This is a genomic window from Cupriavidus sp. CP313 (assembly GCF_054072015.1).
This window is the reverse complement of the sequence record NZ_JBSVZB010000012.1, coordinates 152630-178684: the sequence shown is the minus strand read 5'-3', so window position 1 is coordinate 178684 and position 26055 is coordinate 152630. Positions and strand designations below refer to the sequence as shown.

The following is a 26055-nucleotide window of genomic DNA, read 5'->3' as shown; positions in this document are numbered from 1 at the left end:
GCTTCGTCTGCATGATAGAACTTCATTGCGACATTGCAGCGCTGGCGACCATCTCGAAAAAGTGCTGCTTGCCGATCTGGGCACCTAGAGCCTCTCCTGCCGTTTCGTCTTGCCAGGGATCGCATCAGGCACTACAACGATCTAGCACGCCGACGACGGTGAACGAGGAGGCCCCATGAAGCATGACGCCCGCAACCCTCTCGTCGCCGCCATTCGCCAGCTTTTGGCGGGGTCTGTCCTGACGCTTCCAGCGCTTGCCTTTGCTGCCGGGCCCGGCGGATCCTTCCAGCCCACGCAGGTGTCCGCCACGCCGGATCGCAACGCCGGGCTGCAGGCCTTCGCGCAGATCGAGCGTGTACTGCTGCATGCCCGCTGCCTGAATTGCCACGTGCCGGACGGCCCGCTGCAGGGCGATGCGAAACGGGTGCACTTTCCACCGGTACAGCGTGGCGTCGACGGCAAGGGCGTGCCGCCGCTGCAATGCGCCACCTGCCATGCCACCCAGAACAGTCCGCTCGCGCATGCGCCGCCCGGGCTCGATACCGACGGCCAGCCGGGCTGGCACATGCCGCCGGCGAAGATGAAGATGTCATGGCTGGGCCTGTCCGGGCCGGCGCTGTGCAAGGTCTTCCGCGACACCAGGACCAACGGCGGCCGTTCGCTGGCGATGCTCGAAGAACACATGGCGACCGACCACCTGGTGGCATGGGGCTGGCAGCCGGGGCCGGGGCGTGAATTGCCGCCGCTAGACAAGCCCGGGTTCGACGAGCAGGTGCGCCAGTGGATACGCAATGGCGCGCCGTGCGATACGCGCGAGCCGCTGCGCACCTCTGCCGGGCCCACGCGCGCCGCAGCCGACGAAGCATTCCTGAAGAACCTGCGCGCCATCGCCGGATCGGGCGCCTTGACCCAGACGACGGGCACGAGCAACGGGAGCCAGCCATGATCTCCTTTCAACTGAACGGCAAGACCCAGCAGGTTGACGTGCCCGGCGACACGCCGGTGCTGTGGGTGCTGCGCGACACGCTGGGCCTGACCGGCACCAAGTTCGGCTGCGGCATCGCGGTGTGCGGCGCGTGCACGGTCCATGTCGATGGCCAGCAGCGCCGCGCGTGCGTGACGCCGGTGTCCTCCATCGCCGGCCGGCAGCTCACCACGATCGAGGGCCTCGGCGAGGACCGGGTGGGGCGGGCGGTCGAAGAGGCTTGGGTGCGCAACGACGTCACGCAGTGCGGCTATTGCCAGAGTGGCCAGGTCATGTCGGCGGTGGCGCTGCTCAGGGTCAACCGGCGCCCGACCGATGCCGACATCGAACAGGCCATGAGCGCCAACCTGTGCCGCTGCGGCACCTACGCGCGCATCCATGCCGCGGTCAAGGATGCCGCCAAGGCGATCGGCTGAGGAGATGCCATGAGACTCATGCAGCAGGCAAGCGGCGGCATCGACCGGCGGACCTTCCTGAAACTGAGCGTCGGCTCGGGCTTCGCGCTCTGTGCCGTTCCGCTTGGCGCGCAGACGGAGGCGGCGCCGCAGCCAAAGGCGCCGGTGCAGCCGTCGGCCTTCGTCAGTATCGATGCCGACGGCACCGTGATGGTCACGATCGGCAAGCTTGAATTCGGGCAGGGAGTGCAGACGGCACTGCCGATGCTGGTGGCCGAGGAACTGGATGCGGACTGGAGCAAGGTGCGCTGCCAGCTGGCCCCGGCCGGCGAGGCCTATAAGGACCCGGTGTTCCATATCCAGATGGTCGGTGGCTCGACCAGCATGAAGAACTCATGGACGCAGTATCGCGAGGTCGGTGCGCGCATGCGCGCCATGCTGCTCGGGGCGGCCGCCAGGCGCTTCGGGGTGCCGGCCGGGCAGCTGAAGGCCGAGGCCGGCGTGGTGACCGCGCCCGACGGCCGCCGGGCCACGTACGGCGAGCTGGCCGCCGCGGCCCTGGCCGAGCCGGTGCCCGCGAGCATGCAGCTGAAATCGCCGCAGCAGTTCAGGCTGATCGGCAAGCCCACCGGCCGGCTCGATGCGCGCGACAAGTCCACCGGCAGGCAGCAGTTCGGCATCGACATGGCGCTGCCCGGCACGCGCACCGTGGTCATGGTGCATCCGCCGGTGTTCGGCGCCAGGGTCGCGCGCTTCGACGCCGCGCGTGCCAAGGCCATCGCCGGCGTGGAAGAGGTCTACCGGGTGCCGCTGGTCGGCGGCGCGACCGGGTTGGCGATCGTGGCCAATGGCTTCTGGCCGGCGCGCACGGCGCGCGAGGTGCTGCAGGTGGAATGGGACACTAGCGGCGTCGAGAAGCCGGACAGCGATGCGCTGCTGGCGCGCTACCGCGAACTGGCGACCCAGCCCGGCGTGCAGGCCAGGGCGGCGGACACTTCGGCGCTTGCCACCGCGCCACACAAGCTCACCGCCGAGTATGTCTTCCCCTACCTGGCGCACACGCCGATGGAGCCGCTCAACTGCACCATCGACTTCCGCGGCAACCAATGCACGGTGTGGGCCGGCTCGCAGTTCCAGACCGTCGACCAGGCCAATGTGGCAGCCGTGCTCGGCCTGAAGCCGGAACAGGTGACGTTCAACACCATGATGGCCGGCGGCGGCTTTGGCCGGCGTGCCGTGCCCACGTCCGACTACCTGTTCGAGGCCGCGCAGGTGGCCAAGGCGCGCTATGCGGCCGGCCGGCGCGAGCCGATCAAGATGATCTGGACGCGCGAAGACGACGTGCGCGGCGGCTACTACCGCCCGATGCACCTGCACCGCGTTGAAATCGGCCACGACGGCAAGGGCAAGGTGCTGGCCTGGAAGCACGTGATCGTCGGCCAGTCCATTACCGGCGGCACCCCGTTCGAGTCCTTCACCGTGAAGAACGGGGTCGACTCGACCATGGTCGAGGGTGTGAGCGACAGTGCTTATCCGTTCCCGATCGCGCTCGAGATCCATCATCCCAAGGTCAACGTGCCTGTGCTGTGGTGGCGCTCGGTGGGGCACACGCACACGGCCTACGTCATGGAGACCCTGGTCGATGAACTGGCGCGCGCCGGCGGGATCGATCCGGTGGCGTACCGCCGCACGCTGCTGCGTGAGCACAAGCGTCACCTGGCGGCACTGGACCTGGCGGTCGAGCGCTCGGGCTACGGCAAGCGGCGCCTCGCGGCCGGGCGTGCCTGGGGCGTGGCGGTGCATGAATCGTTTGACACCGTGGTGGCCTACATCGTCGAGGCCTCGATGCGCGGCAACCAGCCGGTGGTGCACCGGGTGACCGCGGCCGTCCACTGCAACATGCCGATCAACCCGCGCACGGTCGAGGCGCAGGTCCAGGGCGGCCTGATGATGGGGCTGGGCACCACGCTGCCCGGCGCACAGATCACGCTGAAGGATGGCGTGGTCCAGCAAGGCAACTGGAACGACTACCGGCTGGCCACGCATGCTGACATGCCGCCGCAGATCGCGGTGCATATCGTGCCATCGGCCGACCCGCCGACCGGCATTGGCGAGACCGCGGTGCCGCCGATCGCGCCGGCACTGGCTAACGCCGTCGCGGCGCTCACCGGCAAGCGGCATCGCAGCCTGCCGTTCGTTGCGTGATCTTCGATCGCCGGAACTGCGCGATGATGCCCGCTGCTATTGGATCGGCGGCACTTCCGGTGTCGGGGAAAAGTGGTGCTGAAGGATTTGCCATATCCCCTGGCGCCGGACCAGCACCCACGTGGTCCTGAGGATTGACGCGGTTTCGCTGCCGTCCGCGAGCACGAAGCGGAAGTTCGCATACCCCTGCGCCAGCAGCGTATCCGGGCCGAGTCCGGTCACGGACTGATCGGCAAGGATCATGGATGCCGAGCGCAGCGTTCCTGCGTAGGAGCTGAAGTAGTCCAGGATCGCCGCCTGGCCGACGGCGTGTCCCGGGCGGCCTCCGAAGAACAGCGCATCGCTCGCATACAGGGACGTCAGCGCGCCGGCATCCCAGCCCTGCGCGGCGGCATTCCACCTGCGTTCGACGTCTTGCAATGCCGCGTGCGCGGCGCTTGCGGTGGATGGGTGTTCGGTCAAGGTTGCCATGTCGCTCATGCTACGACGGCGGTGCAAGGCGGCACAGCCGGAGCGATGGCATGTTCCGTACTCTGGAACCGGGCGCCGGGGTCATGACGATTGTCAGGAAGCGACCGGTTCGAGCGGGCACGCAGCCGTTGCTGTCGCCTTCGGCCTGACGCGTATTTTAGGGAGGGCGGCTGTTTCCAGTAACGTTACTGCATCGGTGTCATGAAATCTACCTAACGTTAGGGAGAGTTGGCCGCTAGCGCCCGCCAGGCCGCACGTCGGCAAGAATCGACGCAGTATTCCCTACATTCTCCAGATCCAGCACAGCATCGACGACGCGCGCGATCTTGGCCTCGGGGATGACATCGCGCGCGTTGTCACGGAACTTCTGCACCAGTTCCTCCGTACTCATGTAGCTGGCCGGATCGGGCGAAGGACTGCCCTTCGGGTAGCGCCGCTCGCCGACAAAAGTCCTGCCGCGCGCCGACACCTCGATCTTCGCGGGCCGGCTCGCGGCATGGCCGGACAGCAGCGCCACGTAGTCGGGATGCACCTCGTGCGTGACCTTGTCCATCAGCCGCATCACGGATTCACCGAAGACCAGCCCGGGCTCCTGCCAGGCCTTGCCCGGCGGCACGCGATGCGCACCCAGCGCGATGCCGTGCGCAATGCTGAATTGCGCATCGTGGACATGGCGGATATCCCGGTTGAGCCAGACGGGCTGCTCGACGAAGCCTTCGACCAGAACCTTGATGCCATCGATCTCGTCCGGCCTGAGTTCGTTCTGGTCGACGATCTCGCCGAGGCAGTCCAGCAGGGCATGCAGGATGCGGCAGTGCGGGTAGGGCTTGTAGGCCTGCTCGGCGGGGAACTGCCAGTCGGTGCCGAGCCCCGCGAGTATCCGCTCCGGCTCCCAGCGCGTGGTGCCGATAAAGCGCGGGAAGCCATACTCCCGGTCATCGAGGGTCTGCAGGTCGCCACGATGGCCGAACTCGGCCATGTGCGCGGCGGTCATCGCCGCCTGCGTCAGCGCGCCGGCCAGCAGGTACTTGATGGTCGAACTCGGCGCGTGCTGGAACCAGGCGACCTGAGAGTTCACCGGGCTGATGCAGCCGGCGATGCCCAGCGCATGCGCGGTCTTGTCCGCCCCCAGGCGCTTGAGCCTGGCGATGGCCGCCGTGGCGCCGAAGACCGTGCTGCTGTATCCATAGATCCTGGGCGGCGACACCTTGCCGTCCTTGGTGTCGCGCAGGTAATCCATGGCTTTGCCGATCCGGTACGACATCTCGTGCGACACGGCCAGCGCGCTGATCAGGTCCTGGCCGGACCGGCCCAGCGCCTCGCCGGTGGCCAGCGCGCCGGGCACGACATAAGGCGTGACGTGGCCCGGCGGCACCACCGCATCCATGTCGAGCGCATTGATCAACTCGCCGTTGGCGAAGGCCGCGCCGACCACCGACACCTTGTGGTCCGTGCCGATGATGGTGGCGTTGCCTGCCAGGCCGCCCATCAGTGCGCCGTACTCGATGCCGATCTTTCCCTTGGGCTGGTCGACGGCGGCAAGCGCGCATCCCAGCGAATCGAGCAGGATGCGCTTGCATTCGTCCACGACCGCGTGCGGCAGCGTGTTGTATCCGCTCTGATGGGTGAAGCCGGCAAGCTGCTCGACGATGGTTTCTGGCATGACAATGTCTCCGGGTGATGTGTTGTGCCGGCTGCGGACGTGCGCGACGCCGGCCGGCAGTGCGCCTGGCCTATTCCTTCGGGATGCCCAGGTCGGCGACGACCTTGAGGTTGCGCTGCAGGTCCTGGCGCAGGAACTCGGTGAACTCGTCCGCGGACATGGTGCCGGCTTCGGCACTGTCCTTGCGGAACCGTTCGCGGACGGCGTCGCTGGCCTGCGCGGCCTTCAGTGCCTGCGCAAGCCGGGCGATGACTGGCTTTGGCGTACCGGCGGGCGCCACCAGGCCCATGTAGACGAAGAAGCTGTAGTTGGGCAGGCCTTGCTCCGCCAGCGTGGGAATCTCGGGGAATGCCGGCAGGCGCCTGGGCGACGACACGCCGAACGCGCGCAGCTTCCCCTCCTGGACGAATGGCCCGGAAGAGTTGGCGCCGTCGAAGATCATGTTGACCCGCCCGCCCAGCACGTCCGGCATGGCGCCCGCGTTGCCCTTGTACGGGACGTGAAGCATCCTGATGCCGGCCTGGTGCACCATCAGCGCAGCGGCCATATGGGTACTGGTTCCTACCCCCGCGCTGGCGTAGGTCATCGTGCCGGGGGTGCTTTTCGCATGGGCAAGCAGTTGAGGCAAGGTCTTGTCGGGCTGGGCGGAAAAGCCCACCAGCAGCAGCGGGGCCTTGTTCATCATGCCGATGCCGGTGAAGTCGCGCGTCAGGTCATAGCCGGGCTCCAGCTTGGTGGCCTGCCCGAGCGCCAGCGTGTTGGCGGTCGCAAGGATGGTGTAGCCGTCCGGCTTCTGGCCTTTGACATAGCGGATGCCAAGCATCCCCGCGGCGCCCGCCATGTTCTCCACGACCACGGGTTGGCCGAGATCCTCGGCCATCTTCTGCGCCACGGCCCGCGTGGTGGCGTCGAGCAGCGCCCCAGGCGCCGAGTTCACGATGATCCGCAAGGGCCTTGCGGGGTAGGCGTCGGCTGCGAGCGCGGTGCTTGCGGCCAGCGCGATGATCAGGCCGCCGAACAGTTGATGAATCGGATGGGTCATTGCTGGTGTCTCCTGCCTTGGTTTGCCTCATTGATCCTGTTGTCGCCGAGTGCGTGGATGCGACGCATGTTCGGCGCGGCGCAGGAGGGCGGTCAACGCCAACGTGGCAGGTGTGCCGTACTTCGAACGGGAGACGACGCCTGAGGCGTGTCGTGCACCTCTCGTCGGCGCGTTCGTGCGGCATGGCGCACGAGACACCGCGCGCGAGGGGTTAACCCTCATGGCATGGATGCGTTCCGGCGCCCACACTCTACCTAACGTTCGTCAGGTAAGATCGAATCCGGACGCTGGATGCGGGGCCGCATCGGGATGGATGGACGAGACCCCATGTGTATGGAGACACCCATGTTGCAGCACGCAGGCGCGAGGCCGCGCGGCTATCAGTACGGACTCGATGCAATCTGGCCACGACCGGGCCGTTCCGCCCCGGTGGAAAGCCAGGTGCGGGTCATGCCGCTGGCCCGTGGGCTGGCCGTGCTGGCAGCGTTCGGCCCGGACCAGGCCTGGCTGGGCAACCAGGAAATCTCACTGGAGACCGGTATTCCCGCGCCGACGGTGTCGCGGCTGCTGCAGTCGCTGGTCGCGCTGGGCTACCTGCGTCACGACGAGGCGCGCCGCAAGTACCGGCTGGCGGCCGCCTCTCTGTCGCTTGGTTACGCGGCCATCGCCGATCCTGGCGTGCAGCGCGAGGCCAGCGTCGAGATGCGCAAGTTCGCCGAAGCGACCGACACCTACGTGGTGCTCGGCACGCGGGACCGGCTCGATGTGATCGTGCTCGACAGCCGCGTGGGCAGCCAGGCCGTGCTGGACCTGCGGCTGACGCCGGGCACGCGCCTGCATATCGCGTCGTCGCTGATGGGATCGGCATTGCTGGCGGCGATCCCGGAACTGGAACGCTGCTACCTGCAGGGCAACGTCGAGCGCAAGGCCGGCCGCGAGTGGCCGGCGCTGCGGCGGCGCATGGCAGAGAAGATCTCGCAGGTCCATCAACTCGGCTTCTGCATGTCGCTCGGCGAGTGGGAGCCGGAACTGGCCTCGGTCGCCGTGCCGGTCTGCGTCCCGGACCAGCCGCCGCTGGTGCTGGCCTGCATCGGGCGTAGCGCGCGCATGGCGCGCGCACGTGTCGAGCGGGAACTCGGGCCGCGCCTGGTTGCCACCGCGCAGCTGCTGCAGGAGCGGCTGGCGCCCCGCGACTGAGCAGAGGGCCGGGTCCCGCCAGCGACAAGCCAAAAATATGCCTGGCTGCACACCGATGCGCGTGCAGCCAGGCTAGCGTCCCTTTACTGCTTCCTTTTACATCTTCTTCCCTGCTTGTCCTTGAGCCTGCCGCGCTTGACAGGGACACGCGGCAGCCGCGCCGTGCGTCAGAACTTGTGCCGGATGTTGGCCATGACCCCGGTCTGGTTCTCACCCGGCGTGATCGTGCTGCCGAATCCATTCAGCCCGAGGTTCGAATTGTCCTTGTTATGCGCGTAGCCCACGGTCAGGAAGGCGTCCGTACGCTTGGACAGGGCGTAGCCGGCCGAAGCCACCAGCATCCACGGATCCTGTCCGTTGCGCCGGTTGTTGACGTAGTAGCCCGCGCCGGTGAGTGTCAGCGCGGGCGTTGCCTGGTAGCGATAGCCAAGCCAGAAGAAATCGTTTCTGCGCTGCTGGATGCCCGGGGCGACGCCGATATCGCCATTGAACCAGCGATAGCCGCCCAGCACCGTGGAGTTGCCGAACTTGACGTTGGCGGCGGCCGCGATGCGGCGGTCGGTCTGGCCGGAGTTCTGCCCGCTGATACCGCGGGTGCCCTGTTGCTGGTCATAGATCACCGTGGCGCCGAGCGGGCCGCTGGCGTATTCCAGGCCACCGCTGAAGGCGCGGTCGCTCTTGACGTCCCCCGTCACCTCGGTGCCCAGGCTGGTCCCGCCCGCCCCCGTGATGGTGGTGCCCCGGGCAAAGCTGTAGATCGCGATAGCGGTCAGGGGTCCGAACTTGCCGGTGTACTTCGCGGTGTTGTCGTAGCGGCCCGCAAAGCTGGGATCGATGGCCAGCGATGAGTAGCGCGCCGCCAGCACCATCGGGTCATAGTTGATCAGCAGGTCGAACAGCACGTTATGTTGCCGGCCAAGCGTGATGCGGCCCCACGGGTTGTCCAGGCCCACGAAAGCCTGGCGGCCGAACAGGCGGCCGCCCTGGCCGGAAACACCGCTATCCAGGTCGAAGCCGCTCTCGAGTGCGTAGATCGCCTTCGTACCACTCCCCAGGTCTTCCACGCCGCGCAGGCCCCAGCGCGAGCCTGACACGTTGCCCGAGGTCATGCGGGTCAGGCTGTTGCCGTTTGCATTGGCGTGGTTGATGTATTCCAGTCCGATATCCGCCACACCGTATAGCGTGACGGACGATTGCGCGGCGGCAAAGGGCGCCGACATGGTCAGCAGCGCCGCAGCGTAGTACTTGCTCTTCATAGGTCTCCTCGGTGTTTGTCTTGTGCGCTGGCAGTCTGGGAGACGCCACACATTCGCGTCAAAGGACCCGTGACAAGTGTTCCGTGCAATGAAAGCGGTGATGCGCCGGGCACCATCGCGGTGAGGGTTAACCTCATGGAGGTTGGCCTGATTTGCTGCCAGAATTAGCCTAACAACTGTAAGGGAGCTTGGCCCGGGATCATCGATCCTGCGCACGGCGGGTCTATGAGCTTGATGTATGGGCCCGATGATTTGCTCCCTCCTGCCACGGCGGATGGAGCAGCCATGAATCAATCCTCACCGGTCACCATGACCCTGGAGCGCGGCCTCCAGGTGCTGCGCGCGTTTCGCGCGGAGCGGGTGCCCCTGACCAACGGCGAGCTGGTACGCCGGACCGGGCTGTCGAAGTCGACGGTGTCCCGGCTGACGATGACGCTGGTCAGCATGGGCTTCCTGCGCCGGGTGGCGGACGGACCGCAGTTCGAACTGGCCAGCGGCCCGCTCGGCATCGGGCACGCCTATCTGGAAACCAGCGAGGTGACGCGTCTCGCCCATCCGTTCATGCAGCAGCTGGCAGAGCGGCTCGACGTTTCGGTTGCGCTTGCGGTGCCGGATCACCTAGACATGCTCTATGTCGCCTACCGGACCAGCACGCGCATCGCCACGCTGCGCCTGGGCATCGGCTCGCTGCTGCCGATGGGCCTGACCGCGATCGGGCGGGCCTGGCTGTGGGGGCTGCCTGAGGACGCACGGGCTGACTACATTGCATCCGTGATCGCGGCTGCGGGCCCGCAAGCGGAGCAGGTGCGCAAGAACATCGACGCTGCCTTCGACGATCTGCGCACGACCGGCGTCTGCATGTCGGTCGGCGAATACCAGCGCAACGCCTACGGCATCGCCTTGCCGCTAAGAGTGGGCCGCGCGGGGACGCTGATGTCGCTGAACTGCGGTGCGGTCGAACTGCGGCCCGACATGGACGCGATCCGGACGCGCATCGTGCCCGAGCTCAAGGCCGCCGCGGTGGAACTGATGGTGCTGCTGCGCGATGCCGGCACCGAAGCTTAGTCACCCGCAGCGGCGCCGTTGCGAGCCCCGCCAAAGCCTTTCGATGTACGGGACAGTGGTGCCGGGCGCGTTGACTGGCACCTGCGCGTCAATCACGCTGGATCCATGCGATGAGATGGCGCTGGCATAGAGCCCGACTCCATCGCCCCGCAACAACCGTGCAACCCATACGCTGGATTCTTCGATGAGTGACTCACTGCACAATGACTGGCTTCCCAAGCAAGACGATATCGCCACGGCGAATGTGTCAGCGCTGGCCGCGCGCCTGGGCCTGAAGGACTACGACCAACTGCTGGCCTTCTCGAACGAGAAGCCCGATGCCTATTGGGACGCCGTGATCGACTACTGCGGCATGGTCTGGGACGTACCGTACGAGAAGTACGTGGATGCGTCCAAAGGGCAGCCGTTCCCGAAATGGTTCCCGGGCGGGCAGCTCAACTGGGTCAAGTCCGCGCTCAGGTGGGCCGATGATCCCGCGATGGCATCGCATACCGCGGTGGTCGCCGAGCGCGAGGACGGCTCCGCCCAGCGCCTGAGTTATGCCGAGCTGGCGCAAAAGGTCGCTGCCTTCGCCGGCGGCCTGAAGGCCCTGGGCGTGAAGCGCGGAGACCGCGTCGGCCTGCTGATGGAAAACGGCGTCGAGGCGACGGTGACTTCGCTGGCCATCGCCTGGATCGGCGCGGTGACGGTGCCGCTGTTCAGCGGCTTCGGCGTCGATGCGATCGTGTCGCGGCTGTCGTCGTGCTCGGCCACCGCGCTGGTGGCCACCACCGGCTTCGCGCGCCGCGGCAAGTGGGTCGATACGCGCAGCCTGGTCGACGAGGCCATGTCGCGCCTGCCGGAGCTCGGCACCGTCATCTGGAAGCATGCCGGCGAGGCGATCGGCTTCGGCGGCAAGGTGCTGGACTGGCAACAGGTGGCTAGCGCGCAGCCCGACGCAGCGCCGGCGCGGATGGCGCCGGACGATCCCTTCATGATCATCTATACCTCCGGCACCACCGGGAAGCCCAAGGGCACCGTGCATACCCACGGCAGCTTCCCGATGAAGATCGCGCATGATTCGGCCATCCATTTCAATGTCAGCGCGAAGGATGTGTTCTGCTGGCCCGCGGACATGGGCTGGGTCGCGGGCACGCTGGTGATGTCGTGCGCGCTGCTGCGCGGCGCGACGCTGGTCTGCTATGACGGTGCGCCGGACTTCCCGGACTGGTCGCGCATGTCGCGCATCGTCGAACGCTATGGCGTGACGCACTTCGGCTCCGCACCGACGCTGATCCGGGGCCTGGCCGCCAACGAGGCCATCGCCACGCAGGGCGATGTGTCGACGGTCAGGCTGTTGATCACGGCTGGGGAGGGGATCGATCCCGAGCACTTCCTGTGGTTCCAGAAGTCGTTCGGCAGCGGGCGCAGTCCCGTCATCAACTATACCGGCGGCACCGAGGTGTCCGGCGCGCTGCTGTCCAGCGTGATCGTCAAGCCGATCAGCCCGGCCGGGTTCAACACCGCCTCGCCTTCAGTGGCAGCCGATGTCGTGGACACGGATGGCAGATCGCTGACCAATACCGTGGGGGAACTGGCGATCCGCCGGCCCTTCGTCGGCATGACGCAGTCGTTCTGGCAGGACGACGAGCGCTACCTGGACGCCTACTGGCGCACGGTGCCGGGCATCTGGGTGCACGGCGACCTGGCGCTGCGCCGCGACGACGGCACCTGGTTCATGATGGGACGTTCCGACGACACCATCAAGCTGGCGGGCAAGCGGCTCGGGCCCGCCGAGATCGAGGACGTGCTGCTGGAGCTTCCGGAGATCGCGGAAGCTGCCGCGATTGGCGTGGAGGATCCGGTCAAGGGACAGAAGCTCGTCGTGTTCCTCGTGCCTTCTGCCACCATGACGCTGTCGAAGAAAGCGCTGGCGTCCGCTGTCAGCAAGCATGTCGACGGCCGGCTGGGCCGCCCGTTCCGTCCGTCCGTGGTGCACGTGGTCGCGCAGCTGCCGAAGACGCGCAGCTCGAAGATCATGCGGCGCGTCATCCGCAGCGTCTATACCGGCGTGCCTGCCGGAGACCTGTCCGCGCTGGACAACCCGCCGGCCCTCGATGAGATTCGCGCCGCTGCATCGCATTGATGGCGCATCGGCGACGTAACGATTGACGGGAGCGTGTGTCTTTCCTTCGTTCGCAGCACACGCCCCGCGCTTTTATTCAGGAGATCCCATGTCGAAAATCCATGCCGCGCCGAACGCGGCCTACGAGCAGTATTCCAGCCTGGCCTTCGACCGCCCCAGCGAGGGCGTCCTGCGCATCACGCTGAACCGTCCCGAGCGCCTGAACGCGCTGGATGCGCGCGGCCACGACGAGATCGCGCGCGTCTGGCGCGACATCGATGCCGACCCGACGGTAAGCGCCGTGGTGCTGTGTGGCGCCGGCAAGGCCTTTTCGGCCGGCGGCGACTTCGAGATGGTGGAGGAGATGATCGATTCCTTCGATGCCCGCGCCCGAGTCTGGCGCGAGTCGAAGGACCTGGTCTACAACATCATCAATTGCTCCAAGCCGATCGTGTCGGCGATCCACGGCTCCGCCGTTGGCGCCGGCCTGGTCGCGGCGCTGCTTGCCGATATCTCGGTGGCGGCCCGCACCGCCCGGCTGGTGGATGGCCATACGCGGCTCGGCGTCGCCGCCGGCGACCACGCCGCGATCGTGTGGCCGCTGCTGTGCGGCATGGCCAAGGCCAAGTACCACCTGCTGCTGTGCGAGCCGGTGAGCGGCGAGAAGGCCGAGCAGATGGGCCTGGTGTCGCTGGCGGTGGATGAGGCGGACCTGCAGGACACGGCGGTGTCGATCGCCACCCGGCTGGCCAACGGCGCGCCGTCGGCGATCCGCTGGACCAAGTATTCGCTGAACAACTGGCTGCGCCAGGCGGGTCCCACCTTCGACGCCTCGCTGGCGCTGGAGATGTTCGGCTTCGGCGGGCCGGAAGTGAAGGAAGGCGTGGCCTCGTTCCGCGAGAAGCGCGGCCCGGTGTTCCCACGCACGACGTCTGCGTAAACCACAGGAGACTGCCATGCTTACTCGCCGCACCATGCTGTTCGCCGTGCCGGCGGTCGGGTCACTCTGGGCGCTGCGCGTGCTTGGAGAATCCTATCCGTCCCGGCCGATTCGGTTCGTTGTGCCCCTGGCGCCCGCCTCTGCGACGGATGGGGTGGCGCGCCAGGTGTCAGCCGCGCTCGGCAAATCGTGGGGCACGCCGGTGGTGGTGGAGAACCGGCCCGGCGCCGGCGCGGTCATCGGCACCGATGTCGTGGCGAAGGCGCCGCCGGACGGATACACCTTGCTGTTTACGTTCTCCAGCCATTTCACCAGTCCTTTACTGGAGAAGACGCCCTACGACCCGCTTGCCGACTTTGAGCCGGTCGCCCGGCTGGCGAGCACCGCGCTGGTGATGGTGACCGCGAAGGATGCGCCATTCAAGACCGTGCGGGACGTCATTGCAGCGGCAAAGCGCGAGCCGGGTTCGGTGAGCTATGCCACGGCCGGGGACGGCACGCCGTCCCACATGTGCGGTGCGCTGCTGGGCGCCAAGGCCGGCATCCAGATGAACCAAACGCCGTACAAGAGCGGGTCGCAGGCAATGGTCGAGATCGCCAGCGGCCAGGTCCATGTCGGCTTCTCCGGCCAGGCCGCGCTGCCGCTGATCCGGGCCGGCAAGCTGCGCGTGCTGGCGGTGACGAGCGCGCAGCCCTCGGTGCTGATGCCCGGCGCACCGACGATGAACCAGGCCGCCGGCATCGACGGCTACGATATCGTTTCGCCGGTGTGGGCGTTCGCGCCCAAAGGCACGCCCGCCGCCATTGTCACGAAGCTGTCGGACGCGTTCCGGGTTATCGCCGCCTCGCCGGAGTTCAAGGCCTTCTGCGCCGCCCAGTCGCTCGATCCGGGCTTCCAGCCGGCCGCCACGGTGCGCGCCGGGATCCCCGCCGAGGCGGACAAATGGAAACGCCTGGTGCAGCTCACCCGCGCCTGAGCGCGCTTGGACCCCGCCGGGCCTGGGCTGACTTTGCCCAGGCATGCGGCGGCGGTGAACGGTGCATTCGGAAATGGCAGAGGCGGGCAATCCGATTAGCGGCGATCATGCAGTCTGATCCTGTCCGCTTCCCGAGCCACCATGCACGCCCATCTGCAGTCCCACATGCACGTCAGCCTGCAGCAGCTGTTGCTGCCGTTCCCGCTGTCGGTCTCTGCCGCCCACGGCAGGCTGGTGGTCAGGCGGCGCGTCCATGAGCGCCTGCTGCTGCCCGGCCAGCAGCTCACCATCGAACCGTTTGAAGCCTTTGCGCTGCACCTGGATGGCAGCAGTGCGCAGCCGGCCGCCTGCACCCTCGAGATCCAGCGGATGATGCCGGCTGCCCAACAGGAATGCCTGCACCACCGCATCTGCAAGCGTGTCTTCCTGCAACCCCATTACGCCTGGAATGCCGCCTTTATCGCGGAACGGCTGCTGGGCATGTCCACGGCACAGCTGCGCCGCATGCTGTTTTCGCAGGGCACGGCGCTGACCGACCTGTGCCGCACGCAACGGCTGATGCGGCTGCTGTTCGAGGTCATGGCCGGCGACGCCGGCATTGGCGATGCCCGGCGGATCGTCGGATGGCCCGCCAGCGGTGATCTGGACTGCGCTTTCTACGACCGCTTCGGCTTATCGATGGAGGCTGCCAGGCGGTTGGCGGTGGTGCGCGCAGCGCAGCGGCAGCGCTCGGTCGCCTGACAGGACGGGCGGTGCGTGCCGGAAGCCGGCAGTATTCAGGTTGCGGCGCGCTCCAATTTCGATGCACGGAACGTTTCGACAGACTCGATTGACCGGCGCGGGGCCGGCGGTCACCATCGATTCCATCAGCCTTGGTCTCACGCAGACGAGGCCGCCAGATGGAAGCGAAGCCGATGTCGAAAGTTCTTGAAGGTATCCGCGTCCTCGATTTCGGACGTTTCATTGCCGGCCCGTTCTGCGCAGCGCTGCTCGCGGACTACGGTGCCGATGTCATCCGCATCGACCGCGTCGGCGGCAGCGAAGACCGGTTTATCGTGCCGGTGACGGAATCGGGGGAGGGGGCGCTGTTCCTGCAGTGCAACCGCAACAAGCGCTCGGTCACGCTGGACATCGACAGCGAGCCAGGCCGCGAGGTGGTGCGCCGCCTGGTGGAGACGGCCGACGTGGTGGTGGCCAACATGCCGCCGAAGACGCTGGCGAACCTGGGGCTGGACTACGCCACGCTAAGCGCGATCAATCCCCGCATCATCCTGACCGCTTCGACCGCCTTCGGTTCGCATGAAGGCGCTGGGCACCGTGTTGGATTCGACGGTGTGGGCCAGGCGCTGAGCGGTGCGGTCTATATGTCGGGTACGCCCGAATGCCCCACCAAGGCGATGGTGCCGGTGGTCGATTTTTCCACGGCCCTGTCGTGCGCGCTGGGCACTGTCATGGCGCTGTACGAGCGGCGCAGCAGCGGCCGCGGGCAATGCGTCGAGGCGTCGCTTCTGCAGACGGCGCTGAACCTGTCCAGCGGGGCGCTGATCGAGGAAGCGGCGCTGGCCATCGACCGGCAGGCGATCGGCAACCGCAGCCCCTCCTACGGGCCGTCTGACATCTTCCGCGTGACCGACGGCTGGATCATCGCCCAGGTGATCGGGCAGCCACTGTTCCGGCGCTGGGCCAACCTGATCGGCGCGCCGGAGCTGGTGGACGATCCGCGCTTTCGCGATGACCTGCGGCGCGGTGAGCACGGCGAGTTGCTGAGTGATCTGATGGGCCAATGGTGCGCCACCCGCACCCGCGATGATGCCCTGCGGGAACTGGAGCAAGCCAGGATCCCGGCGGCGCCGGTCTATTCCCCGCGCGAGGCGCTGGACGATGCCTCGATCCAGGCGTCCGGGGCCTACATCTGGATGGACTATCCCGGATTGCCGTGCAAGGCGCCGATCGTGGCGCCGCCGGCGATGCTGTCGCGCACGCCGCCCGACGTGGCGCGGCGGCCACCCACCGTCGGCGAACATACCGAGGAAGTCCTTGCCGAGGCCGGCTACGACCGCACCCAGGTGCAAGCCCTGCGCGCCGCCGGCATCGTCTGAGCGCCAGGCGCGCCGGGGTGGTTCGCGTAATGCGAAGCACCGGTTCGCCAGTGACTACTTGAGCGCAGGCGGTCCGCTCCACTAGCATCAGATCAGATGCAGTTTGACGACGCGATGCCACGTGGAAAACTGCAAACCCGACACCTAACTAACATTTGTAAGGCAATGGAAGCCACAAGGAGACAAGCATGAGTATTAGCGCCATGAAGCCAGTGAGGTCGATGCTGTTCGTGCCGGGCAACAAGCCGGACTGGATCGAAAAGTCGATCACGTCGAAGGCGGATTCGCTGATCCTGGACCTGGAAGACAGCGTGCCGGCCCCCCTGAAGGCCGAGGCGCGCGGCATCGTGAGGTCGAAGCTTGCGTGGCTGGCGGAGCAGGGCCAGCGCGTGTTCGTGCGCATCAACCGCAGCCCGCACCTCTATGACTTCGAGGACATCCTCGCGGTGGTGAGCCCTCATATTGAAGGCATCGTGATCTCGAAGCCAATCGGGCCGGAGGATATCGACACCGTGTCGATGATGCTGTCCGAGGCGGAATACCGCAACGGTGTGGCACTGGGCTCGACGCGTGTGATTCCGCTGCTGGAAACCGCGCGGGCGCTGGAACTGGCCTATGAGATCGCCAGGCGCGACCGCGTTGGCGCCATTTGCGGCTGCACCGCCAAGAACGCCGACGTGGCACGCGCGCTGGGCTACGTGTGGACCCCGGATGGCCGCGAAACCCTGTACCGAAGTTCGTGTGCGGTGATGGCGGCGCGCCCCCCCGGCAAGCTGCCCATCGGCGGCGTGTGGCAGCAGGTGCGCGACCTGGAGGGCCTGCGCAAGTCCTCGCTGCTGGACCGCAACCTGGGCATGAGCGGCGAGCTGGCGCTGCATCCGTCCAATGTCGCCGTCATCAACGAGGTCTACAGCCCGTCGCCGGAAGAGGTGGCCTTTTACGAAGGCATGATCGCCGCGCTGGAGCAGGCGCAGGCCAACGGCCGCGCCTCGACCATCTATGACGGCGAACACATCGACATCGCCCACGTCAAGACCGCGCGCGAGATTGTCGCGCTCGCTAAATCTTTCAACGCCTGATTTCCCCGAGGAGACAAGAAAATGGCCGGACTGTATTTTGAAGACTGCCGTGAAGGCCTGGTGGTCGAGCACGCCATCCGCCGCACCGTCACGGAGACGGACAACGTGCTGTTCTCCGCGCTGACCTACAACTGCGCGCCGCTGCATATCGATGCCGAGTACTGCAAGGACTCGATCTATGGCCAGCGCCTGGTCAACAGCATGTTCCTGCTGGCGCTGGTGGCCGGCGTCACCGTCTACGAGACCACGCTGGGCACGACCCTGGGCAACCTGGGCTTCCAGGAAATCAAGTTCCCCAAGCCCACCTTCCACGGCGACACCATCCGCGTGCGCACCGAGATCGTGAACGCGCGCCTGTCCAAAAGCCGCAACGACTCGGGCATCGTCACCTTCCGCCACGTCGGCCTGAACCAGCGCGACGAGGAGGTCTGCGTGGCCGTCCGCACCGGCCTGATGAAGCTGCGCCCTGCCGACAAGGCCTGATCCGACACCTGCAGGAGTGAAGCGATGGATTACCAACTCAGCGCCGATCAGCTCGCCATTATTGATGCGGCAGAAAAGATCTGCGCGGACTTTCCGCTCGAGTACTGGCGGAACAAGGACAAGAACCACGAGTTCCCGCACGAGTTCTTCGAGGCTGTTGCCAGTGGCGGCTGGCTCGGAATCTGCATGCCAGAGGAGTTCGGCGGCGCGAACCTTGGCGTGACTGAAGCTGCGCTCTTCCTGCGTACCGTGGCCGAGTGCGGCGGGCAGGCGGGGGCTTCCACTATCCACATGAACATCTTCGGCTTGCAGCCGGTCGTGCATTTCGGCACGGATGCACAGAAGAAGGCCTGGCTGCCGCCCTTTGTCCGTGGCGAACACAAGGCGTGTTTCGCGGTCACCGAGCCAGACACGGGCCTTGATACCACCAAGCTCAAGGTTGTGGCGAAGAAGCAGCCCGATGGCAACTACCTGATCTCGGGCAAGAAGGTCTTCATTTCGACCGCGCAGGTCGCCGACCACATGCTGATTCTCGCGCGCACCACGCCGGTCGAGGAGGTCAGGAAGCACGGCGAAGGGTTGAGCCTGTTCTACACCAGGCTCGACCGCAAATATGTCGACATTCGGGAGATCGACAAGCTTGGCCGTGCCGCTGTCGACACCAACGAGTTGTTCATCGACGATCTGCCGGTTTCCAAAGACTCGCTGATCGGTGAGGAAGGCAAGGGCCTGAAGTATATCTTCCACGGCATGAATGCGGAGCGCGTTTTCGTCTCCGCCGAGCAGGTCGGTATCGGCCGCGCGGTGCTCAAGCTTGCCACGCAATACGCCAAGGACCGCGTCGTCTTCGGCCGTCAGATTGGCAAGAACCAGGGCGTCCAGCATCCACTGGCCCGCAACTGGGCGGAGCTCGAGGCTGCCAACCACATGCTGCTCGCCGCTGCCGATCTCTACGACAAAGGGATCTCCTGCGGCTCCGAGGCAAACGCAGCGAAGCTGCTGGCGTCCGAGGCCTGCATGAACGCTTGCCAGACCTCAATCCTCACGCATGGCGGCTTCGGCTACGCGAAGGAGTATCACGTTGAACGGTTCATGCGGGAAGCGTGGATCGGCTACATCGCGCCCGTCACCCCGCAGCTCATCCTGTCGAACATCGCCGAGCGTAAGCTTGGGCTACCGAAGTCATACTGAGGCGCCTGACCCCAGACTGATGCAGTAACGGCCCGGCCGCCTGACGGCCGGGCCGATAAGCAAGGAGACAGCAGTGGCAGCAAACCAATCGCGGCCCCTCGAGGGGATCCGGGTCCTGGACCTCACCGTGGCGCTGGCCGGACCCTATGGGTCGCTGTTGCTGGGCGGCATGGGCGCGGAGGTGATCCGCGTGGAAGCGCCCGGCGGCGGCGACATCGCACGCACCAACCCGCCGTTCGTGGGCAGCCATGGCATCCACTTCGGCCAGCGCGAGGATCACGAAGTCTCGCTGACGGTCCTGAACCGGGCCCGCAACAAGAAGAGCATCACCCTGGACCTGAAGTCCGGGCAGGGCCGCGAGCTGTTCATGCGGCTGGCCGAGGAATCCGACGTGGTGCTCGAGAACTTCAGCGAGGGCACCACCGCCAAGCTCGGCGTGGACTATGAACAGGTGAAGCAGCGCAACCCGCGCATCGTCTATGCGTCGGTCAAGGCGATGGGCGAGCCCAGTGCCTTCCCGGGGCTCAAGGGCATGGACATCATCGTCCAGGCGCTCAGCGGTCTGATGGAGGTCACCGGCTACGCCGACGGCCCGCCGACACGCTGCGGCCTGCCGATCGCCGACCTGGTGGCGCCGATGTTTGCCGTCAACGGCATCCTGGCCGCGCTGATCCACCGCGGCCGCACCGGCGAGGGCCAGCGCGTGCAGGTATCGATGCTGGATTGCCTGGCGTCGTGGGTGGCGGAAGAGCACTTTGACGTGATGGGGCGGGAAGGCTACCCCTCGCGCACCGGCAACTACCATGACCGGCTGGCGCCGTTCGGGGTGTACCCGACCCAGGACGGGCACGTGGCCATCGTCGCGTTCCAGCCGGACTGGATGCGCGGGCTGCTGGAATCGATCGGCCAGCCCGAGTTGCTCGACGACCCGCGCTTCAGCAGCCGCGGCCCCCGCATGCGGAACGCCGGGGCGCTCAACGAAGTGATCGCGGCGTGGACCAGCCAGCGCAGCTCGGCCGAGGTGGTGCGTGAACTGCTCGACCAGCGCGGCGTGCCCTGCGCGCCGGTGCGCAAGCCCAACGAGGTGCTGCACGACCAGCGGCTGCATGACAGCGGCGCGCTGATGCACCTGGCCCATCCGGAGTTCGGCCCGGTGGACGCGGTCGGCATGGGGCTGCCGATCCGGTTCTCGGCGACGCCTTCGCAGTTCGACCAGCCGGCCATGGCGCTGGGGGGGGCGAATGAAGAGATCTACGGCGGGCTGCTGAAGCTCAGTCCGCAGGAGATCGCGGCGTTGCGCGAGACGGGGGTCGTTTAGCAATTTCCCCGCCGGCCGTTCACATAACATAAGGAGACTGCTTTGGGACCGCTTGAAGGTGTACGGATCGTGGAACTCGCGGGCATCGGACCCGCCCCGTTCTGTGCCATGCTGCTGGCCGACCTGGGCGCAACCGTGATCCGCGTCGATCGCAAGGAGCCATCCGGGCTTGGCCTGTCGCGGCCGCTGCAGTTCGACCTGGTGCTGCGCAACCGCAAATCCATCCGGGTCGACCTGAAGGACCCGGCGGGGCTGGAGATGGTCCGTTCGCTGATCGACAAGGCCGACGCGCTGATCGAGGGGTTCCGCCCGGGCGTCACCGAGCGCCTCGGCCTTGGCCCCGACCAGTGCCTGGCCCGCAATCCGAAGCTGGTCTATGGCCGGCTGACCGGCTGGGGCCAGGACGGTCCCTTGTCCCAGGCAGCCGGGCACGATATCAACTACATCGCCATCACCGGGCTGCTGAGCGCGATCGGGCGCGAGGGGCAGCCGCCGACGGTGCCGCTCAATGTCGCGGGCGACTATGCCGCCGGATCCGTGTATGCGGCGCTTGGCATCGTCAGCGCCATCCTGGAAGCGCAGTCGTCCGGCAAGGGCCAGGTGGTCGATGCAGCGATTGTCGATGGCGTGGCATCGCTGCTGACGATTCATGCGGGTCTGCGCGCGGCCGGGCTGGTGGGCCCGGAGCGGGGCACCAACCTGCTGGATTCCGGGGCACCGTTCTACGACGCCTATGCCTGCGCCGACGGCAAGTACATCTCGATCGGGCCCATCGAGCCGAAGTTCTACCGACAACTGCTCGACCTGATCGGTCTGGATGCGCCGGAGCTGTCCAACCCGTCGGACCGGACCAGCTGGCCGGCCGCGCGGAGGCTGTTTGCCGCCCATTTCAAGACCCGCACCCGTGCGCAATGGACCGAACTGCTGGAAGGCAGCGACGCCTGCTTTGGCCCGGTGCTGGATCTCGAGGAAGCCTACGACCATCCGCACCTGAAGGCGCGCGGCACCTTTGTCGAGGTGGCGGGCGTCATGCAGCCGGCCCCGGCGCCGCGCTTCTCGCGCACCGGTGCGGCCGTGCCGCAACCCCCAGCCGCCGCCACGCCTGAAAACGCGGCGGCGGCCCTGGCCGAATGGTTCCCGGAAGAGGAACTTGCTGCCCTCGCGGCCGCCGGCCTGATCCAATAGGAGACAAGAAAGCATGATGTCACGCCGTACTTGCCTGCAGTTGCTGCCAGCGCTGGCAGCGCTACCGTTGTCGGCGCTCGCGCAGGCCTACCCCTCCCACCCGGTCCGCCTGATCGTGCCCCTGAGCCCGGGCTCAGGTACTGACGTCGTGGCGCGCTACATGAGCGCCGAGCTGGCGAAGGCGCTGGGCGGTTCGTTCGTGGTCGAGAACCGCATGGGCGCCAGCGGGATCATCGGCACGGACTTTGTCGCCAAGGCGCCCGCCGACGGCTACACAATCCTGTTCAACTACGCGGCGCACTACTCGAACCAGTTCGTCGAGAAGACGCCGTACGACGCGGTCGCCGATTTCGAGCCGGTCGCGCGGCTGGCGAGTTCGGCGATGGTGCTGGTCACTGCGGCCAACTCGCCGTTTCGCAACGTGCAGGACCTGATCGCCGCCGCGAAGCGCAAGCCGGGCGGGCTGTCCTATGGCTCACCTGGCAACGGCACCACGCCGCAGATGGCGGCCGTGCTGATGAGCAGCATGGCCGGCATCCAGATGACCCACGTACCCTACAAGGCCCCGGCGCAGGTCGTGGTCGACGTGGCGGGCGGGCAGCTGGATGTCGGCTTTGGCGGCGTGGCTACGTCGCTGCCGCTGGTGAAGGCGGGACGCCTGCGGGTGCTGGCGGTCACCAGCAAGCAGCGGTCGGGCTATTTCCCCGACGCGCCCACCCTGGACGAGGCCGGCCTGAAGGGCTATGAAATGGTCACCCCGATCTGGGCATTCGCCCGCCGCGGCACATCGCAGGCGATTGTCGCGCAACTGTCCGAGGTCATGACCCGGGCCGCCGCGGCGCCGGCCTTCAAGGCGTTCTGCACCAGCCAGGGGCTGGAGGTCGACATCCAGGACGCTGCCAGGGCGCGGGCCAGTGCGCCGGCAGAGCTCGAGCGCTGGAAGAAGCTGGTGGCGCTGGCCGGGAAGTAGAAGGACGGTTCACGAAGCCACGGCCTGCGCCCGCCGTGCCGGCTTGCGCGTGTCCTTCGGCCGGACGCCCTCGAACAGGATCGTGCATAGTTCGTCGACCACTTTTTCGGCGGAGCCCTTCTTCGGGTTGAACCAGCTCTGCACCGAGGTGATCGTGCTCAGGATGAAGACGCGGCACAGCGCGATATCGACATCCTCGCGCAGCCGTCCTTCGGCGCGCAGGTCTTCCAGCAGCCCGCCCCAGAATTCCTGGTGCTGCTCGCGCCGCCGGATCTGGCGCTCGCGCACCTTGTCGGGAAGCTCGGCCAGCCGGCGCCCGTGCGCCAGGGTGTAGTCGCCGTACTTGATCATGGCGCTCATCAGGCCCAGCAGCCCGGCCCGGAAGCGCTGCTCGGCATCGGCGCCTGGTGGGAGCGCCTCGATGCGCGCCCGTGTGTGCGCAACGATGCTTTGGGCACCGTGTTCCATCACCGCATCCAGCAGCTCTTCCTTGGAGGAGAAGTGGTAGTAGATGCTGGCCGCTTCGATGCCGGCCTGGTCGGCAATCCCGCGCATGGTCGTGGCGGCATAGCCTTGCGTGCCGAAGGCGCGCGCCGCCAGGCGCATCAGCTTTTCGCGGGTATCCACCGGGGCGGCGTTGACCTGGCGTTTCGTCATGGTAGGTGTGGGCCTGAGCTGGTTTGCCGGCAGCCGCGATGCGGCGACGCAGCATTCGGGGTTATTCCCCATGGAAGTTACTCCATCCAGTTCCCGAAATCTACCTAACGTTCGTAAGTTTCCAGGATCAGGTGCCGGATGCGGGGGTGCCGGCCCCTGCAAATTGCGCCCGCCAGAGTGTACTGAGCGCCGCGCTTTGCGAGATAATCCGGCCCTACGCCGCGGAATGATGTCATGCGCTTTGATCTGGTCGACCTGAAACTGTTCACGCATATTGCGGAGGCCCAGAGCCTGACCGGCGGTGCACAACGCTCACACCTGTCGCTGGCCGCGGCCAGCACCCGCATCAAGAACCTGGAGGAGCACGTCGGCGTCAAGCTGCTGAGCCGCAGCAGCCAGGGCGTAAAGGTGACCGGGGCGGGCGAGACGCTGCTCGCCCACGCGCGCCGCGTGCTGCGCCAGCTGGAGCAACTGAGCGGCGATCTGCAGGAATACGCGGCGGGCGTGAAAGGCCATGTGCGCGTCTTCGCCAACACCACCGCGATGAGCGAGTTCCTGCCGGCGGTGCTGCGCAGTTATCTCGTCAGCCATCCGGACGTGACCATCGACATGCACGAGCGCCTGAGCCCGGATATCGTGCGCGCGGTGCAGGAGGGCATGGTGGACATCGGCATCATTGCCGGCAACGTGCGCACGGAAGGGCTGGAGGTGATGCCTTACCGGCGCGACCGCCTGGTGCTGGCCACCGCGCTGAGCCATCCGCTGGCCGAGCGCGGCAGCGTGGATTTCATCGATACGCTGGACTACGACTTCATCGGCCTGCCTGAGGCCAGCGCGATCCACAATTTCCTGATGCGGGCCGCGACCGACCTGCAGCGCACGCTGCGCTGGCGCGTGCAGGTCAGCAACTTCGAGACCGCCTGCCGGATGATCGAGGCCAATGTCGGCGTCGGCGTGTTGCCGGAGACTACCGCCAGACGCCATGCGAAGACGATGGCGCTGCGCATCGTCCAGCTCAACGATGAATGGGCCGAGCGCAAGCTGCAGATATGCGTGGCCGACCTCGGCGCCTTGCCGCTGTTTGCGCGCAAGCTGGTGGACCTGCTGGTAGAGGACGGCCTCGGGCGCCAGGACTAGGCCTGGTCCGCCAGCATCTGCCGCAGCTGGTGCTTCAGCAGCTTGCCGCTGGCCGTGGTGGGGATCGAGGCCACGCGCAGGATCCGCTCCGGGCGCTTGTACGGCGACAGGCGGTCGACCAGGTAGTCGTGCAGCGCCGGCGCATCGAATTTCTCGCCATCCCTGATTTCGACGAAGGCGATCACTGCCTCGTTGCCGTCCGCGGTGGGCTGCCCGATGACGGCCGACACGCGCACGGACGGATGCGTGTTGATGACCGATTCGACTTCGATCGGGTAGACATTGAAGCCCGAGCGGATGATCAGGTCCTTGGTGCGGCCGACGATGAACAGCGCGCCGTCTGGGTCCAGCCGGCCGATGTCGCCGGTGCTGAGCCAGCCGTCGGGCCGCAGGGCCTCGGCGCTCAGGTCCGGTGCGCGGTAGTAGCCGCGCATCACACCGGGCCCTCTGATCCATAGCTCGCCGGGCTCCCCCTGCGGCACCGGCTTGCCCTCCGGCCCGACTACCTGCAGTTCTGCGCCTTCGACGATCTCGCCCGCCGAGCAATCAGTGCGCGGCCGGTCCATGCGGGTCACGAACAGCGACCCCGCATATTCGGTCATGCCGTAGCCATGGTGTAGCGGCTGGCCGAACATCGCCTCGACGTCGTGCTTGAGCGTCGGATCAAGCGGCCCGCCGCCGGTGTAGAGATAGCGCAGCCGCGGCGAAGGCTGCAGGGGCGTGCCCATTGCCCGCACATGGGCGAGGATGCGGTTGAACATCGTCGGCACGCCCTGCAGCAGCGTGATCGCACCCTGCCGGATCGCGGCGGTGACGTCCGCAGCATTGAAGCGGGCGCTCAGGTACAGGCTGGCGCCGGCCTGCAGGGTCGACACCAGCAGCGTCCCCAGCCCGAACACATGCGACATCGGCATGACCGCATAGGCGCAGTCGTCTGCCTGCATGCGGCGCGACGCCACCGTGACGCGCGCAAAGTGCAGCAAGCCCCGGTGGGTGACCATCACGCCCTTGGGCTGTCCGGTGGTGCCGGAGGTGTAGATCAACGCGGCGACGTCACGCGCCAGCGCTTCAGGCTCGCGCTCGCTGGCCTCGTCGACAGCGCCTGCCATCAGCGGGCCGAGGCCGGCCGGGGCAATCTCCCTGGCCCGGTAGCGCACGCCGTGCCGCAGGGCATCGGGCGACACAGCGTGGGTGAACAGCATCAGGCGCGGCTGGCAGTGGGCACGGATCACCTCGATTTCCCGCTCCGACAGGCGGGCGTTGACGACCACCGGCCACGCGCCCAGTTCCGACAAGGCGAACACCAGCGTGATCACCGCCAGGCAGTTCTCGGCCGTGATCAGCACCCGATCGCCGGTGCCGACGCCCTGCGCTTGCAGGTAGCGCTGCGCATCCTCGATGCCCGCCCACAGCTGCGCATAGGTGGTGGTCCGGCCTTCCTCGAAGACGGCCACATGGCCGGGGGTCTCGGCGGCCCAGTGGCGTGGGATGTCGCTGATCCGTGGTGGGGTGTCTCGGTCCGGTGGCATCTCGCGGGAATCCTTGTGCTGGAAAAACCGTTCGGCAAAGCGCGGTGCCAGCCGAACGGCGCCAGTGTATGTGTGCCCGTTGCACGGTGCAATCGGTAATCGGCAAAG

Annotated in this window: 22 protein-coding genes and 1 pseudogene; 17 read left to right on the top strand and 6 right to left on the bottom strand. The window is 66.9% G+C overall.

Going from position 1 to position 26055, the window contains the following annotated elements; translation table 11 throughout:
* The first annotated feature begins 175 nt into the window (after positions 1-175).
* Genes ACW4E8_RS18295 through ACW4E8_RS18285 form a run of 3 tightly spaced genes read left to right on the top strand, consistent with a single transcriptional unit; the run spans position 176 to position 3585 of the window.
* On the top strand, positions 176-946 hold the full coding sequence (locus ACW4E8_RS18295; RefSeq protein WP_456805805.1) for a hypothetical protein: 771 nt from the start codon (positions 176-178) through the stop codon (positions 944-946).
* A complete protein-coding gene (locus ACW4E8_RS18290) occupies positions 943-1401 on the top strand; it encodes a (2Fe-2S)-binding protein (RefSeq protein WP_456805804.1) in 459 nt (152 codons plus the stop codon). The genes ACW4E8_RS18295 and ACW4E8_RS18290 overlap by 4 nt, the downstream gene beginning before the upstream one ends.
* 9 nt (positions 1402-1410) lie before the next feature.
* Positions 1411-3585: a molybdopterin cofactor-binding domain-containing protein gene (locus tag ACW4E8_RS18285; RefSeq protein ID WP_456805803.1), complete on the top strand. Its 2175-nt coding sequence runs from the start codon at positions 1411-1413 to the stop codon at positions 3583-3585.
* A 36-nt stretch (positions 3586-3621) separates the two neighbouring features.
* Here ACW4E8_RS18285 and ACW4E8_RS18280 read toward each other — a convergent pair whose 3' ends face one another.
* The 3 genes from ACW4E8_RS18280 to ACW4E8_RS18270 form a co-directional block, all read right to left on the bottom strand.
* Positions 3622-4065 (bottom strand): YybH family protein, encoded by a 444-nt coding sequence (locus ACW4E8_RS18280; RefSeq protein WP_456805802.1) that lies wholly within the window; start codon positions 4063-4065, stop codon positions 3622-3624.
* Between the two features lie 226 nt (positions 4066-4291).
* The gene (locus ACW4E8_RS18275) at positions 4292-5719 is read right to left on the bottom strand and encodes an MmgE/PrpD family protein (RefSeq protein WP_456805801.1); all 1428 of its coding nucleotides are present in this window, start codon (positions 5717-5719) and stop codon (positions 4292-4294) included.
* 70 nt (positions 5720-5789) lie between these two features.
* On the bottom strand, positions 5790-6761 hold the full coding sequence (locus ACW4E8_RS18270) for a Bug family tripartite tricarboxylate transporter substrate binding protein (protein ID WP_456805800.1): 972 nt from the start codon (positions 6759-6761) through the stop codon (positions 5790-5792).
* A 345-nt stretch (positions 6762-7106) separates the two neighbouring features.
* On the opposite strand from ACW4E8_RS18270, the gene ACW4E8_RS18265 reads away from it, so the two are divergent.
* Positions 7107-7958, top strand: a complete 852-nt coding sequence (locus ACW4E8_RS18265) for an IclR family transcriptional regulator (protein ID WP_456805799.1) — start codon at positions 7107-7109, stop codon at positions 7956-7958.
* A gap of 167 nt (positions 7959-8125) precedes the next feature.
* Here ACW4E8_RS18265 and ACW4E8_RS18260 read toward each other — a convergent pair whose 3' ends face one another.
* A complete protein-coding gene (locus ACW4E8_RS18260) occupies positions 8126-9214 on the bottom strand; it encodes a porin (RefSeq protein WP_456805798.1) in 1089 nt (362 codons plus the stop codon).
* Between the two features lie 285 nt (positions 9215-9499).
* Here ACW4E8_RS18260 and ACW4E8_RS18255 point away from each other — a divergent pair, with 285 nt between their 5' ends.
* The 12 genes and pseudogenes from ACW4E8_RS18255 to ACW4E8_RS18200 all read left to right on the top strand — a co-directional run bounded on the left by ACW4E8_RS18255 (position 9500) and on the right by ACW4E8_RS18200 (position 22624).
* On the top strand, positions 9500-10279 hold the full coding sequence (locus ACW4E8_RS18255; RefSeq protein WP_456805797.1) for an IclR family transcriptional regulator: 780 nt from the start codon (positions 9500-9502) through the stop codon (positions 10277-10279).
* A 184-nt stretch (positions 10280-10463) separates the two neighbouring features.
* The gene (locus ACW4E8_RS18250; protein WP_456805796.1) at positions 10464-12404 is read left to right on the top strand and encodes an AMP-binding protein; all 1941 of its coding nucleotides are present in this window, start codon (positions 10464-10466) and stop codon (positions 12402-12404) included.
* Positions 12405-12492: 88 nt separating this feature from the next.
* Positions 12493-13323 carry an enoyl-CoA hydratase/isomerase family protein gene (locus ACW4E8_RS18245; RefSeq protein ID WP_456805795.1) on the top strand — a complete coding sequence of 277 codons (831 nt, stop codon included), beginning with the start codon at positions 12493-12495 and terminating at the stop codon, positions 13321-13323.
* A 16-nt stretch (positions 13324-13339) separates the two neighbouring features.
* Positions 13340-14299, top strand: a complete 960-nt coding sequence (locus ACW4E8_RS18240) for a tripartite tricarboxylate transporter substrate binding protein (RefSeq protein WP_456805794.1) — start codon at positions 13340-13342, stop codon at positions 14297-14299.
* A 141-nt stretch (positions 14300-14440) separates the two neighbouring features.
* Positions 14441-15040 carry an AraC family transcriptional regulator gene (locus ACW4E8_RS18235; RefSeq protein ID WP_456805793.1) on the top strand — a complete coding sequence of 200 codons (600 nt, stop codon included), beginning with the start codon at positions 14441-14443 and terminating at the stop codon, positions 15038-15040.
* A gap of 173 nt (positions 15041-15213) precedes the next feature.
* A complete protein-coding gene (locus ACW4E8_RS18230; RefSeq protein WP_456805792.1) occupies positions 15214-16398 on the top strand; it encodes a CaiB/BaiF CoA transferase family protein in 1185 nt (394 codons plus the stop codon).
* A 188-nt stretch (positions 16399-16586) separates the two neighbouring features.
* Positions 16587-17477, top strand: coding sequence for an HpcH/HpaI aldolase/citrate lyase family protein (locus ACW4E8_RS18225; protein ID WP_456805791.1), 891 nt, complete (start codon positions 16587-16589; stop codon positions 17475-17477).
* Between the two features lie 18 nt (positions 17478-17495).
* A pseudogene (locus ACW4E8_RS18220) lies at positions 17496-17960 on the top strand (MaoC family dehydratase); the annotation flags it as partial.
* 24 nt (positions 17961-17984) lie between these two features.
* Positions 17985-19151 carry an acyl-CoA dehydrogenase family protein gene (locus ACW4E8_RS18215; RefSeq protein ID WP_456805790.1) on the top strand — a complete coding sequence of 389 codons (1167 nt, stop codon included), beginning with the start codon at positions 17985-17987 and terminating at the stop codon, positions 19149-19151.
* A 73-nt stretch (positions 19152-19224) separates the two neighbouring features.
* On the top strand, positions 19225-20469 hold the full coding sequence (locus ACW4E8_RS18210; protein WP_456805789.1) for a CaiB/BaiF CoA transferase family protein: 1245 nt from the start codon (positions 19225-19227) through the stop codon (positions 20467-20469).
* A gap of 42 nt (positions 20470-20511) precedes the next feature.
* Positions 20512-21654 carry a CaiB/BaiF CoA transferase family protein gene (locus tag ACW4E8_RS18205; RefSeq protein ID WP_456805788.1) on the top strand — a complete coding sequence of 381 codons (1143 nt, stop codon included), beginning with the start codon at positions 20512-20514 and terminating at the stop codon, positions 21652-21654.
* A 13-nt stretch (positions 21655-21667) separates the two neighbouring features.
* Positions 21668-22624 (top strand): tripartite tricarboxylate transporter substrate binding protein, encoded by a 957-nt coding sequence (locus ACW4E8_RS18200; RefSeq protein ID WP_456805787.1) that lies wholly within the window; start codon positions 21668-21670, stop codon positions 22622-22624.
* A 9-nt stretch (positions 22625-22633) separates the two neighbouring features.
* On the opposite strand, the gene ACW4E8_RS18195 is transcribed toward ACW4E8_RS18200, so the two are convergent.
* Positions 22634-23281 (bottom strand): TetR/AcrR family transcriptional regulator, encoded by a 648-nt coding sequence (locus tag ACW4E8_RS18195; protein WP_456805786.1) that lies wholly within the window; start codon positions 23279-23281, stop codon positions 22634-22636.
* 234 nt (positions 23282-23515) lie between these two features.
* Here ACW4E8_RS18195 and ACW4E8_RS18190 point away from each other — a divergent pair, with 234 nt between their 5' ends.
* Positions 23516-24418, top strand: a complete 903-nt coding sequence (locus ACW4E8_RS18190; RefSeq protein ID WP_456805785.1) for a LysR substrate-binding domain-containing protein — start codon at positions 23516-23518, stop codon at positions 24416-24418.
* Here ACW4E8_RS18190 and ACW4E8_RS18185 read toward each other — a convergent pair.
* Positions 24415-25947 (bottom strand): class I adenylate-forming enzyme family protein, encoded by a 1533-nt coding sequence (locus ACW4E8_RS18185; RefSeq protein ID WP_456805784.1) that lies wholly within the window; start codon positions 25945-25947, stop codon positions 24415-24417. The genes ACW4E8_RS18190 and ACW4E8_RS18185 overlap by 4 nt on opposite strands.
* Positions 25948-26055 lie beyond the last annotated feature (108 nt).